Here is an 11469-nt window from a genome sequence, read left to right on the forward strand (position 1 = left end):
GACGTGCGTGCAGGCCCAACTATCGCCGAGTTGATCCCGCCGCAAGTGCGCGCGCGGTTGAAGGACTTGCGCCTGGTGTCGCGTCGCGCCGTGGGGTTGCAGGGCGTGGGGTTGCATCACAGCCGCAGTCGCGGCGCCGGCCTGGAGTTCGCGCAGTATCGTGCGTACGAGCCGGGCGACGAATTACGCCAGGTCGATTGGAAGCTCTACGCGCGTTCGGATCGCTTCTTTGTTCGGGAGGCTGAGCGCGAGAGTCCGCTCGCCGTGTGGTTGCTCGTCGATGCGACCGCGTCGATGGCGCAGGAAGATGCGGCGCGGCCCGGTTGGTCGCGCTTGTCGGCCGCGAAGGGCCTTGCGGCGTGCATCGCGGAGCTCGCGTTGCGACAGGGCGATCGCTTCGGCATGGCGGTGTTGCGCGGCGATGGCGTGCGCCTGGTGCCGCCGGGATCGTCGGTGCGGCAACGCGATCGATTGTTCCTCGAATTGCACGGGCTCGCGCCGGAAGGCCGCTGGCCGACCGCGGAGCAGTTGCGACCCTTGTGGGAACGCATCGGCGCGGGCGATCTCGTGGTGTTGCTCAGCGATCTGTTCGACGAAGGCGCGGTCGATGTCGTCACGCGCATGGCGGCGGCGCGGCGCGAAGTGCTTGCGATCCAGATCTTGACGGCGGAAGAGCGCGACTTCCCGTTCGAAGGCGGGCATCGCTTTCGCGATCCGGAGACTGGCGAAGAATTGCTCGGCGATGGGCCGGCGATGCAGGCGGATTTCCTCGCGCGTTTCGCAGAAGCGCGACGTGCGATGCAGGCGCGGCTGGATGCGGCCGGTATCCGCCACGCCGATTACGTGCTCGATCAACCGCTGGATCTGCCGCTGCGGCGCCTGTTCGGCGCGCGCGACGCCGCGGAGTACACGTGAACCTGGCGTTCCTGTTGCCCGCCGGGCTCGCCGCGCTGGCGGCCGTGCTGCTGCCGCTGATCATTCATCTCGCGCGTCGCAGCGAGCAACGCCCGACGGTGTTCGCCGCATTGCAATGGCTGCGACAGAAGCCGAAGCCGCGGCATCGCATCCGGTTCGACGAGTGGCCGCTGTTGCTGGTGCGCGTGGGGCTCGTCGCGTTGGTGGGCGTGTTGCTCGCCAAGCCGGTGGTGTTCGGCGCGGCGAGTCATGCGCCGTATGTGGCGGTGGCGCCCGGGATCGACGTGGCACAAGCGAAGCGTGTCGCCGTGGCGAAGAATGCGCGGTGGCATTGGTTGGCGCCTGGGTTTCCTGCGTTGACGTCGACGCCGGCGCAATCGGATGCGTCGGTCACCAGCGTGTTGCGTGAGCTGGATGCGACGTTGCCGCCGGATGTTGCGTTGACGGTGGTCGTTCCGGCGACGCTCGATGGGGTCGATGGACAGATTCCGAAGTTGAGTCGCCAGGTCGATTGGCGCGTTGTTCAAAACCATTCTCCGCCGAGCAGAGGGGCAGGCGAGAATCAGCCGACGAGTCTCTCGATTCGCTACGCACCCGAACGCAAGGATGCCGTTCGCTATCTGCGCGCTGCCAACCTCGCGTGGCAATCGAAGCCCGATGTCGCCCCATCGCAACAGCCCATCGATCCGAAAGCGAAGCACGCTGCCTGGCTCGTTCCCGGCCCCGTGCCGGTGGACGTCATCGAGTGGGTGCGCGCGGGCGGCACGGTGGTGCTCGACGCACAGGCCACCATCGCCGACATGCCGGCCGTCGTACCCGTGTGGCGCGATGACGATGGAGCGGTGTTGATGGAAGGCGCGGCCTTCGGGCGTGGCCGCGTGTTGCGCTTCGCAAAGCCGCTCGTGCCCGCCCAGATGCCCGTCCTGCTTGAAGGTGCGTTTCCGCAACGCTTGCGCGCGGCGCTCGAACCGGCAGCCGCGATGCCCGCGCGCGTCTCGGCCGCCGATCATGCGCCGACCGCCGGCGCCGCTGCGTTCCCACCGGCACCGCGCGACCTCGCGCCATGGCTAGTGCTGTTGATCCTGCTCGTGTTCGCAATGGAGCGCTGGATGGCCACGCGTCCCCGCCGCGGAGTCGCACCATGAGTGCTGCGAGCCGCTTGCGTGGGATGTTGCACGATGCGCGCGTTCGGCGCGGCCTCGACGTCGTGCTCGCGTGTTTGCCGTGGATCGCATTGTCGATCGTCTTGGCGTGGCGGCTCGGAGGCGCACGCGTTGCGGGACTCGTGGCCATGCTCGCCATTGTCGCGACCGCTGCATTCGTGCGACATCGAGTGCGACAGCTCGACACCGCGTGGTTGGTGCGCGAACTCGACGCGCGTCGCCCCGACCTCGAAGACAGCACCGATCTGTTGTTCGCGGCGCCGGAAAAACTCACGACGCTCGAACGCCTGCAGATCGCGCGCCTCACCGCGCGCCTGGAATCCGCGCCCACGCCGGACCTGCGCCCGCGTTGGTCGTCGCGCGTCATTGCCATCGGCGCCGTGTTCGCGACGCTCGCCATCGCGGGCATCCTCGCGTGGCCCGAACGTCAGCCGGTGACGTTCGAGAACGTCCTCGCGAACATGGGCGTTTCCTCCGGAAAGCCGACGCACACGCGCATCGTCGCGCAAACGCTTGCCATCACGCCGCCGGCCTACACACGCCTGCCGGCGCGCGAGTCGACGACACTCGATGCAAAGGCGCCGCAGGGCACGCGCCTGCAATGGACGCTGCGCTTCGCGCCGCAACCCGAACATGCCGAACTGGTTTTCCACGACGGCCGGCGTCTCGCGCTCGCACGCGAAGGCGATACTTGGCGCGCAACCGACACGCTCGCACGCTCCGCGCTCTACCGCATCGTCCTGCAGGACGCCCCGCCGTTGCAGAAGACGACGCTGCATCGCCTCGACGCGATCGCCGATCGCCCGCCGGAGTTGCGCGTCGTTACGCCGGATCGCGGATTGACCTTGATGAAGTCCGGTCAACGCACGTGGGCGCTCGCGTTCGAAGCGACCGATGATTACGGTGTGTCGCCGAATGCGCGCCTGCGCATCACCGTCGCGCATGGCAGCGGCGAGGCGATCGAGTTCCGCGAGCAGGAACTCGGCGTCGGTGGAACGGGTGCGGCCACGTCGAAGCGCTACGTGCGCCAAATCGATCTCGGCGCGCTCGGGCTGGCCGAAGGCGACGACCTCGTCGCGCAACTGCGCGTCGACGACAACCGATCGCCCGGTGCGCAGAGTGCGCGCAGTGCGAGCGTGATCCTGCGCTGGCCGCCGGACCTCGGCGCGGAAGCCACGGGTGTCGACGGCATGGTCAAGAAAGTGTTGCCTGCGTATTTCCGCAGCCAGCGCCAGATCATCATCGATGCCGAAGCGCTGTTGAAGGAAAAGCGCACGCTCGCCAACGAGCGCTTCCTCGCGAAGAGCGACGCGATCGGCGTCGACCAGCGCATCCTGCGTATGCGCTACGGCCAGTTCCTCGGCGAGGAGGCCGAAGGCGAGCCGCAGCCGCCGCCAACGAACGATGCGACCGACGATCACGACAGCGCGCAGCCGGCCGACGATCACGATCACGCCGCGAGCAATGCGACGTCTGCGCCCGCATTCGGCCAGGAACAGGCGGTCGTCCAACAGTTCGGCCATACGCACGATCAACCCGAGGCCGCCACGCTGCTCGATCCGGAAACGCGTGCGACCCTCAAGAAAGCGCTCGACCAGATGTGGCAATCCGAATTGCAGCTGCGGCAGGGCAAGCCGGACGATGCGTTGCCGTTTGCGTATCGCGCACTTGGGTTCATCAAGGAAGTGCAGCAAGCGACGCGCATCTACCTGGCGCGCGTGGGCACCGAGTTGCCGCCGATCGACGAGACGCGCCGCATGACTGGCGACCGCGGCGCGGTGACGCGCGGAGATGCCGTGGCCGCGGCACCGGCGGCCGATCCGGAACTCGCGGCCCTGTGGCGCGCGTTGGAAGACGGCCCGCGAACGTCGACCGTCGATTTCGCATCGCTCGAACGCTGGCTGGGCGCGCATCAGTCGCAATTGCCGGATCCGCTCGCGTTCGTCGCGGCCATCGAGGCATTGCGTGCGGAGCCGCAGTGCGTCCGATGCCGCCGCGACTTGCGGGCGTTGTTGTGGCACTTGCTGCCGCGACCCGCGGCCAATGTGTCGCGCCGCGCCGGCGATGATCCTGCATCGCGTGCGTATCTGGATGCGCTGCGCGAGGAGCGGGCGCCATGAACGCGATGACGTTCGGGACGCACACGTTCGATCTGGCCGTCGTGGTCGGATGCGTGCTGGCGATCGTCGTCGTGTTTTCGATGACGCGCCTGATCGTGCGGCACATGCGGACCGCTGCGACGCAACGCGCGGCAACCTGGCGTGTCGCGGTGCTCGTGCTCGCGCAACCGGTTTGCGCGGCGTTGTTGTACTTCGCGTTGTTGCCGCCCACCACGCCGGGCGAGGCGGGCACGCTTGTCGTCGCGACCGCGGAGACGCCCGCTTCGGCGTTGGGCGCGGGGCAGGGGGGCGATGCCGTCGTGGCCTTGCCGGAAGCGCCTGCATTGGCGGGTGTCGAGCGCGCGCCGGATCTGGGAACGGCGTTGCGTCGCCATCCGGGCATGCAACGGATTCGCGTGCTCGGTGCGGGCCTGGAGGCACGCGATCGGGAAGCGGTTCATGGCGATGCGGTCGCCTTCGTTCCCAATGCGCTGAAGCCCGGCCTGATCGAACTCGATGCACCGGTGCGTGCCATTGCGGGCGGCACGTTCCGCATTGACGGCCGCGCGCACGGCCTGCGCGGAGGAAGTGCGGAATTGCGCGATCCCGCTGGTCTGCGCGTCGATCGGGCTGCGCTCAACGAAGAAGGCCGTTTCACCTTGAGCGCAACGACGCGTGTTCCCGGCGCCGCGACTTTCACGCTGCGTCTGCGCGATGCGGCCCAGCGCGTCGTCGAAGAGATCGCGTTGCCGCTGGAGGTCGAAGCGCAACCTGCGCCGCGCGCGTTGTTGCTCGCCGGTGCGCCCGGCCCCGAGATCAAGTACCTGCGTCGCTGGGCGCGCGATGCGGGCATCGCGCTGCAGGTGCAGATGTCGGTCGGCGGCGGCGCGCAACTCGGCGATGCGCCGATTGCATTGAATGCCACGAGCTTGAAGGGATTCGACCTCGTGATTCTCGACGATCGCGCATGGTCGAGCCTGGGCGAGGGCCAACGTGTGGCCTTGACCGATGCGCTCCATGGCGGCCTCGGCGTGCTGTTGCGCGTCACCGCCGCGTTGTCGGAGTCGGAGCAGCGTCGTCTGCGCGCACTCGGCTTCGCCGTCGATGCAGGTCGCGATGCCGTCGACGTCCATTTGCTCGAATCGCGTCGCGATGACGACGCGCTGCGCGCCCGCATCGGGCCCGGCACGCGCGACCAGGCCCGCAGTGCTGCGGCGCCCGTTCCCGAATCACCCGCGCTGACGCGACGTACCTTGCGCGTTGCGGCGAACGACGGCATCGCACTCCTGCGCGACCAGGGCGATCAACCGCTCGCGCTCTGGCGTGCCGAAGGCCGCGGTCGCGTGGCCGTTTGGCCGCTGACCGATACGTATCGGCTGGTCCTCGCCGGTCGAGATGATCTGCATGCCGAAACGTGGAGCGATGCCGTCGCGACACTTGCGCGCGCGCAGTCGAGTTCTCCGATCAGCGTCGAAGGTGAATCGCGCGTCGGCGAACGCGTCGCACTGTGCGGCCTTTCGCGTGCAGCGACGGTCGCATCGCCGAGTGGAAAGCAAACCCCCTTGTCGATCGATCCCGCGAGCGGCACGCGCGCATGCGCCGCTTACTGGCCGCGCGAAGCGGGTTGGCACCAGGTCACGTCGCAATCGCGCACGCAGCGCTTCAACGTCAGGGCCGTGAACGAAGCCCCGAACTTGCACGCGAACCTCGTGCGCGAAGCCACGCTTCGCCTGGCGGCCGAGTCCTCTGCGGCGAATTCGGCGAACGCGGCCAATCGCCCGGTTCCGCAGAACCCCGGCGAACGCTGGCCGTGGTGGCTCGCATGGCTGCTGGCAAGCGCCGCGCTCTGGTGGTTCGAACGCGCGCGCATCGGCTTCGCAAAGGCGTCTTAGGCCCCGCTTGACAACCTACTAAGACGTTAGTACTAATGGCGCCGTAGTCAATCGGACGCCACCATGCCCGCCACGCCGCACCCCACCGAAGGCGAACTCGCACTGCTCCGCGTCCTGTGGGCGGGAGCCGCCCCGATGAGCGTGCGCGAGGTCCACGCCGTGCTGTCGCAACAGAAGGACACGGCCTACACGACGGTCCTGAAGATGCTGACGATCATGGCCGACAAGGGCCTGGTCCTCCGCGACGACGCGCAGCGCACGCACACCTATCGCGCGGTGCACGCCGAGCCGGTGGTGCAGGCCTCGCTGTTGAAGGATCTCGTGCGCAAGGCCTTCTCGGGTTCGGCGACGGCATTGGTGCAACGTGCGCTCGATGATGCGATGACGAGTCCGGAAGAACTCGACGCCATCGCCAAACTCATCGCCGACGCGAAAAAGAAGCGCAAGACGTGATGGAAACGTTCGCCACGCTGCAATTCGGCTTCGTTCCGGCCCTCGCGTCGGCGTTGTTGCACGCGGTGTGGCAAGCGGCGCTGATCGGCGTCGCGGCGGCGCTCGGATTGCGTGCGATGACGCGCGCGAGTGCGGCCACCCGTCATCTGGTCGGGATGGGGTTTCTCCTTGCGATGCTCGTCGTGCCTGCATTGCAGTTCGTCCTGGGCTTTAGCGATCCGCGGGCGCTCGATCCCATGCCCTGGGCGACCATCGGCGCGCCCACGTTGGCCGATGCGGGGGCGCTCGTTCGCCAAACCTCGCCGATCGCCGCATGGATCGTGTTGCCGTGGATGCTCGGCGTCGCCGCGATGCTGTTGCGTCATGTCGCAGGATTGCGCGCGTTGTCGGCGATGGAACGCGCGCCGCATGTGTCACTCCCGCTGCACTGGCAGCAACGCGTCGAATCGCTGCGCCGCACGCTGGGCATTACGCGCGACGTCATCGTCCGCGTCTCGAACGACGTCGTGACGCCGTGCGCCGCCCGCTGGCTGCGGCCCATCGTCTTCGTGCCCGCGGGTCTGCTCGCGCGTGCGCCGGCCGATCAACTCGAAGCCTTGCTCGCCCACGAACTCGCGCACGTCGCGCGCAAGGATTGGCTGTGGAACGGCGTGCAATGCGGCGTCGAAACCGTCCTGTTCTTCCACCCCGCGGTGTGGTGGCTCGGCAAGCGCATCCGCCAGGAACGCGAACACGCCTGCGACGATCTCGCGGTCGCCGCCTGCGGCAATCCGATCGCCCTCGCCGAAGCGCTGGCCGCGCTCGCTGCGCAACGCCACGCCCTCGCACCACCCACGCTCGCCGCCACCGGAGGTTCGCTCATGCCACGCATCACGCGCTTGTTGTCGGTTCCGCCCACCCGTGCACGCCGCGGTGCGCTCGTCGCATTCGGCGCCCTGGCGATCGGCGGGTTGTTGCTCGCCGTGCAACTAGGCTTCGCGGGCGGCCACATGCCGGATCTCGAGGTGCGTGCGTCGACCGATGGTCCGCTGAAGGCCGGCGACTATCGCGAGATCTCCGCCAACGGTGTCGACAAACGCCGCTTCTATCGCGTGAGCGTCGATGCCAATGGCCGCGCAACCGAGGTGTACGAAGAGAACGGCGATGCGCGTGCCATCGACGCCGCGTCGCGCCGCTGGATCGACGATGTCACGCAAAAGTGGACGACGGACGTCGCCAGGATCGCGGTGCCGCCGCCGCTGGACTTCGACCGCGACGTGCACTTTCAGGCATTGCTGGCGCAGGTCGTGATGCAGGACAGTGTCGTTGCACGCCTCGGCTCGCCGGTGCATGCGACGATGCAACCCGTCAACGGCAACGTGCAGGTCGACGGTGCGGGCGGCGAGGCGGACATCGAAGTCGAACTCGCGGGTCCGAAGGGACGTGCAACGTTCGCCGTCCAAGCCGATCGTGCGTCGGATGTCTGGACCGTGCGTCGCGTCGCCGCGCGTTGATGCTTGTCGACGGGACTTCGGTTCCGTAGTGTCGGCGGAGAGCGACGTCGAGTCGCGGTGGAGCAGCGATGAAGTTCGAACAAGTTCGCGCTGAAGCGTTGTCGCTTGCCGAAGTCACGCAGGCGCCGCACTTCGATTTCGCTTCCTTCCGCGTCGGCGGGAAGATCTTCATGACCGTGCCGCCCGACGAGAAGCACGTGCACCTGTTCGTCGCGGAAGAGGATCGCGAGCTGGCATTGGCGCTGCATCCGGGCTTCGCGGAGAAGCTGATGTGGGGTACGCGCGTTGCCGGCCTGCGTATCGCGCTGCACGAAGCGAAGCCCGACATCGTCCTCCAACTCGTGCACAAGGCCTGGGCGAACAAGGCGCCGAAACGCCTGTCGCGGTAACCTTGGCCGTCATGGCCCTCCAACCGCCCGCGCGCGCGCGATGACCGCCATTCGCGCCTCGGTCTTCGTCGGAACCAGCGTCGACGGATTCATGGCGCGCGCCGACGGCGCACTCGATTTCCTGCCGCCCGGCGGCGGTGAGCCGCACGGCTACGAAGAATTCATCGCGTCGGTGGACGCACTGGTGATCGGCAGCAAGACGTACGACGTCGTGCTGGCGTTCGATCAATGGCCGTATGGCGACAAGCCCGTCTTCGTCCTCAGCAGCAGGCCGCTACGCGACGCACCCGCCGGCGCCGTCGTCGAACGCATGTCGGGCGAGGCGAGCGACATCGCATCGCAGCTCGCAGCCCGCGGATTTCGGCATCTGTATATCGATGGCGGACGCACCATCCAGCAATTCCTGCGCGCCGGATTGATCCAGCGCCTGATCGTCACGCACGTGCCCGTGCTGATCGGCAGCGGCGTTCCGCTCTTCGGCCCGTTGGACCAGGACATCCACCTCACGCATGTCGCCACGCGGCAGTACGCGAGTGGCCTGGTGCAGAGCGAATATCGCGTCGGGAACGAAAAAGGCCACCGCTAGGGTGGCCTTCGTCCAGATCTGGTGGGCGGTGCAGGGTTCGAACCTGCGACCCTTGCCGTGTGAAGGCAATGCTCTACCGCTGAGCTAACCGCCCGGGTGCTTCGACTACCGCCGCGGGGCGGGGCAGGCGCGGCATTCTACGGAAGCTGCGCCATTCGGGCAACGGGTCGCGCGCTTTCCACGCTTGCGCCCGCACCCCATTCACTCGATCTGGTCGCGGGCGTACGCCGCGTCGAGGGTCTCCATGGCGTCCTTCGGCTTGGCCTTCGCGGCTTTTTCGAAGGCCGCGGCGGCCGCGTCTTCCTGTTTGTCGCCGTGGAGCAGCAGCAGGACGTTGGCGTGTTCCACATGCGCGATGGGCGAGTCGGGCGTGAGCTTCAGCGCGGTCTTGATGTGGGATTCGGCCTCGCTCGCCTTCGCGCCATACGTAAGGCCGCCGATCATCGCGCCGATCTTGCCGATGATTTCGGCGTGGTAGAGCGCCAGCGCGGTGTGCGCTTCGGCGTGCTTGGGCGCGAGCTTCAGCGCGGCATCGAGCGAGGCGCGGACCTTGCCGGCGATGCCTTGCTTCAGCGCCTTGGCGATCGACAGGCCCTGGCTGTAGCGGCCGAGGGCGAAGGCGTGGCGATAGTGGCTGTTGGCTTCGTCGGGCAGGGCCTGGATGGCGGCTTCGGCCAGTTTGGCGGCGTGTTCGAAGCGCTTGAGCTTTTCGGCGTCGTCGTCGACCAGATAGGTGGCGTGGATGCCGATGGCCTTGGTGGCGACCGAGGCACCGATGGGGCCGAGTTTTTCGCCGGCGTCGAACGCGGCCTGGAAATCGCCGCGATGGAAGGCGCGCCAGGCGTCCTGCAGGGCGGCGGCGAGCGCGTCGGCATCGAGTTTCGGCGCCGACTTTCCTGCGGCTTTCAACAACTTGCCGGCGTGCTTGGCATCCGGGAAGGGCTCCGCGTCGCCCGCGTGCAACTGCGGCCAGGCCTTCTTCAGCGCATCGCCCGCGTAGGCGAAGGCTTTCGCGTCATGCGGGAACGGCGCCCATTTCGACTTGGCCATGCGGACCTTCCTGGATTCGATGGAAGCGGCAGCATTGCGCCGCGGGCGCGTCTTCGCAAGATGTCAGCGTGACCCGTGGTGTGATTACTCCAGGTGCAGCCGGCAACGTGCGCTCTCAAGCAGGAGGCTTCATGTCACGGGAAACCACGCTCCGTCATCTCTGGCTCGCGGGCCTCGGGGCGCTCGCGCGTTTGCGCCGCAGCGCCGACCGCATCGCCGGGCGCATGCCCATCGCGGAAGAGCCGCCGGCCGAGCCGCCGTTCGTGACGACGCAGAAGGTCGCAAAGCGCAGTGCGCATTCGTCGGGTTCGCGCAAGGCGGGCGAGCGCGATGCGCAGCGCAGGCTCGCCGGGAAGGGCCGGTGAAGCAGGGAATGGGGAATAGGGAATAGTTGTTACGAGGCGACCGGGGCGCGATGGCGACCTGCGTCGAGATAACTATTCCCTATTCCCCATTCCCCGCCCTTCAGTCGATGTAGGCGCGCGTCAGCGTATTCAAATGCACGCGCTCGGCGTCGCGCAGGAACGGCGCGAGCAACATCATCACTTGCACGATACCCGCGCGGATCGAGGCCTGTTCGTCCTTGTCGCCGCGCGCGGACGCGTAGTTCAGCCAGAACGTCGCGATCACCAGGACATTCGTCGCCGCCGCGTCGAGTTCATCGGCGCTCGCACGCATCACGCCGCCCTGCGACAGGCCGCGCATCACCGTGTGCGTCTGTTCGTCCGCGCGCCGCAGGATGCGCGCGAAGCGAATGCGCAGGCGGCGGTTGCGACTGAGGATGTTCGCCAGGTCGCGATAGAGGAAGCGATAGTCCCAGATGCACTCGAACACCTGGTGCAACTGCAGCCAGATGTCTTCCAGGCCGGGCAAGCGGCCTTCCGGTGCGCCAAGGGCGGTATCGATGCGCTCTTCGTAACGACCGAAGAGGTGCTCGATGATGTCGTCCTTGTTGCGGAAGTGGTAGTACAAATTGCCCGGGCTGATCTCCAGCTCGTCGGCGATGTGGTTGGTGGTGACGTTGGGTTCGCCCTGCGCGTTGAACATCGCGAGCGACGCATCGAGGATGCGCTGTCGAGTTTGGCGGGCCACGTCAGGCGGTCAGCTTGCCCACCAGGTCGATGTATTTCTGCATCGCCTCGTCCTGCCCGGTGCCGCTCAACTTGGCCCAGGCTTCGTACTTGGCGGTGCCGACGAAATCGAAGAACCCCGGCTTCGGGCCGGTGACGTCGCCTTCCGAGCCCTGTTTGTAGAGCGCGTACAGGCGCAGCAGCGTGTCGTTGTCGGGGCGCTCGGACAGGCCCTGGACATCCTTGGCGGCCTGTTCGAAGCGGGCTTTCAGGTCGGACATGTGCGCGTGCTCCCGGGCGGCAGGCGGGCATCACAGCATGTGGTGTCGACGTTTTCAATACGCAGGGGAATTGTGGCG

General features: G+C 67.4%; 12 protein-coding genes and 1 tRNA gene. 9 read left to right on the forward strand and 4 right to left on the reverse strand.

The window, feature by feature from the left end; all coding sequences use genetic code 11:
* Positions 1–3 precede the first annotated feature (3 nt).
* The 8 genes from GN331_RS11085 to GN331_RS11120 all read left to right on the forward strand — a co-directional run bounded on the left by GN331_RS11085 (position 4) and on the right by GN331_RS11120 (position 8990).
* Positions 4–915, forward strand: coding sequence for a DUF58 domain-containing protein (locus GN331_RS11085; RefSeq protein ID WP_331713457.1), 912 nt, complete (start codon positions 4–6; stop codon positions 913–915).
* Positions 912–2060 carry a BatA domain-containing protein gene (locus GN331_RS11090; RefSeq protein ID WP_331713458.1) on the forward strand — a complete coding sequence of 383 codons (1149 nt, stop codon included), beginning with the start codon at positions 912–914 and terminating at the stop codon, positions 2058–2060. Before GN331_RS11085 ends, GN331_RS11090 begins: the two co-directional genes overlap by 4 nt.
* A complete protein-coding gene (locus GN331_RS11095; protein WP_231734474.1) occupies positions 2057–4198 on the forward strand; it encodes a DUF4175 domain-containing protein in 2142 nt (713 codons plus the stop codon). The genes GN331_RS11090 and GN331_RS11095 overlap by 4 nt, the downstream gene beginning before the upstream one ends.
* Positions 4195–6069: a carboxypeptidase regulatory-like domain-containing protein gene (locus tag GN331_RS11100; protein WP_156642111.1), complete on the forward strand. Its 1875-nt coding sequence runs from the start codon at positions 4195–4197 to the stop codon at positions 6067–6069. The genes GN331_RS11095 and GN331_RS11100 overlap by 4 nt, the downstream gene beginning before the upstream one ends.
* 63 nt (positions 6070–6132) lie before the next feature.
* On the forward strand, positions 6133–6522 hold the full coding sequence (locus GN331_RS11105; RefSeq protein ID WP_156642113.1) for a BlaI/MecI/CopY family transcriptional regulator: 390 nt from the start codon (positions 6133–6135) through the stop codon (positions 6520–6522).
* The gene (locus GN331_RS11110) at positions 6522–8015 is read left to right on the forward strand and encodes a M56 family metallopeptidase (RefSeq protein ID WP_156642114.1); all 1494 of its coding nucleotides are present in this window, start codon (positions 6522–6524) and stop codon (positions 8013–8015) included. The genes GN331_RS11105 and GN331_RS11110 overlap by 1 nt, the downstream gene beginning before the upstream one ends.
* A 68-nt stretch (positions 8016–8083) precedes the next feature.
* Positions 8084–8404 carry an MmcQ/YjbR family DNA-binding protein gene (locus GN331_RS11115; RefSeq protein WP_156642116.1) on the forward strand — a complete coding sequence of 107 codons (321 nt, stop codon included), beginning with the start codon at positions 8084–8086 and terminating at the stop codon, positions 8402–8404.
* A gap of 40 nt (positions 8405–8444) precedes the next feature.
* Positions 8445–8990: a dihydrofolate reductase family protein gene (locus GN331_RS11120; RefSeq protein ID WP_156642118.1), complete on the forward strand. Its 546-nt coding sequence runs from the start codon at positions 8445–8447 to the stop codon at positions 8988–8990.
* 19 nt (positions 8991–9009) lie between these two features.
* Here the strand turns inward: GN331_RS11120 and GN331_RS11125 are convergent.
* Both GN331_RS11125 and GN331_RS11130 read right to left on the reverse strand, forming a co-directional pair.
* A tRNA-Val gene (locus GN331_RS11125) sits at positions 9010–9084 on the reverse strand.
* 107 nt (positions 9085–9191) lie between these two features.
* Complete coding sequence (locus GN331_RS11130) at positions 9192–10040, reverse strand: hypothetical protein (protein WP_156642120.1); 849 nt, start codon at positions 10038–10040, stop codon at positions 9192–9194.
* A gap of 131 nt (positions 10041–10171) precedes the next feature.
* Here GN331_RS11130 and GN331_RS11135 point away from each other — a divergent pair, with 131 nt between their 5' ends.
* The gene (locus tag GN331_RS11135) at positions 10172–10405 is read left to right on the forward strand and encodes a hypothetical protein (RefSeq protein ID WP_156642122.1); all 234 of its coding nucleotides are present in this window, start codon (positions 10172–10174) and stop codon (positions 10403–10405) included.
* 100 nt (positions 10406–10505) lie between these two features.
* Here the strand turns inward: GN331_RS11135 and GN331_RS11140 are convergent, their stop codons facing one another.
* Together GN331_RS11140 and GN331_RS11145 are read right to left on the reverse strand one after the other, a co-directional pair.
* The gene (locus tag GN331_RS11140; protein WP_331713459.1) at positions 10506–11132 is read right to left on the reverse strand and encodes a TetR/AcrR family transcriptional regulator; all 627 of its coding nucleotides are present in this window, start codon (positions 11130–11132) and stop codon (positions 10506–10508) included.
* 1 nt (position 11133) lies between these two features.
* Positions 11134–11391 carry an acyl-CoA-binding protein gene (locus GN331_RS11145; protein WP_156642124.1) on the reverse strand — a complete coding sequence of 86 codons (258 nt, stop codon included), beginning with the start codon at positions 11389–11391 and terminating at the stop codon, positions 11134–11136.
* Positions 11392–11469: the final 78 nt, after the last annotated feature.

The organism is Noviluteimonas gilva, assembly GCF_009740395.1.
GTDB lineage: Bacteria > Pseudomonadota > Gammaproteobacteria > Xanthomonadales > Xanthomonadaceae > Noviluteimonas > Noviluteimonas gilva.

What these genes read in the sequence shown, in the direction of transcription:
- GN331_RS11100 (WP_156642111.1), top strand. Translation starts at nt 4,195, where the DNA reads ATGAACGCGATGACGTTCGGGACGCACACGTTCGATCTGGCCGTCGTG.
- GN331_RS11095 (WP_231734474.1), top strand. Translation starts at nt 2,057, where the DNA reads ATGAGTGCTGCGAGCCGCTTGCGTGGGATGTTGCACGATGCGCGCGTT.
- GN331_RS11105 (WP_156642113.1), top strand. Translation starts at nt 6,133, where the DNA reads ATGCCCGCCACGCCGCACCCCACCGAAGGCGAACTCGCACTGCTCCGC.
- GN331_RS11145 (WP_156642124.1), bottom strand. Translation starts at nt 11,391, where the DNA reads ATGTCCGACCTGAAAGCCCGCTTCGAACAGGCCGCCAAGGATGTCCAG.
- GN331_RS11135 (WP_156642122.1), top strand. Translation starts at nt 10,172, where the DNA reads ATGTCACGGGAAACCACGCTCCGTCATCTCTGGCTCGCGGGCCTCGGG.
- GN331_RS11115 (WP_156642116.1), top strand. Translation starts at nt 8,084, where the DNA reads ATGAAGTTCGAACAAGTTCGCGCTGAAGCGTTGTCGCTTGCCGAAGTC.
- GN331_RS11110 (WP_156642114.1), top strand. Translation starts at nt 6,522, where the DNA reads ATGGAAACGTTCGCCACGCTGCAATTCGGCTTCGTTCCGGCCCTCGCG.
- GN331_RS11130 (WP_156642120.1), bottom strand. Translation starts at nt 10,040, where the DNA reads ATGGCCAAGTCGAAATGGGCGCCGTTCCCGCATGACGCGAAAGCCTTC.
- GN331_RS11120 (WP_156642118.1), top strand. Translation starts at nt 8,445, where the DNA reads ATGACCGCCATTCGCGCCTCGGTCTTCGTCGGAACCAGCGTCGACGGA.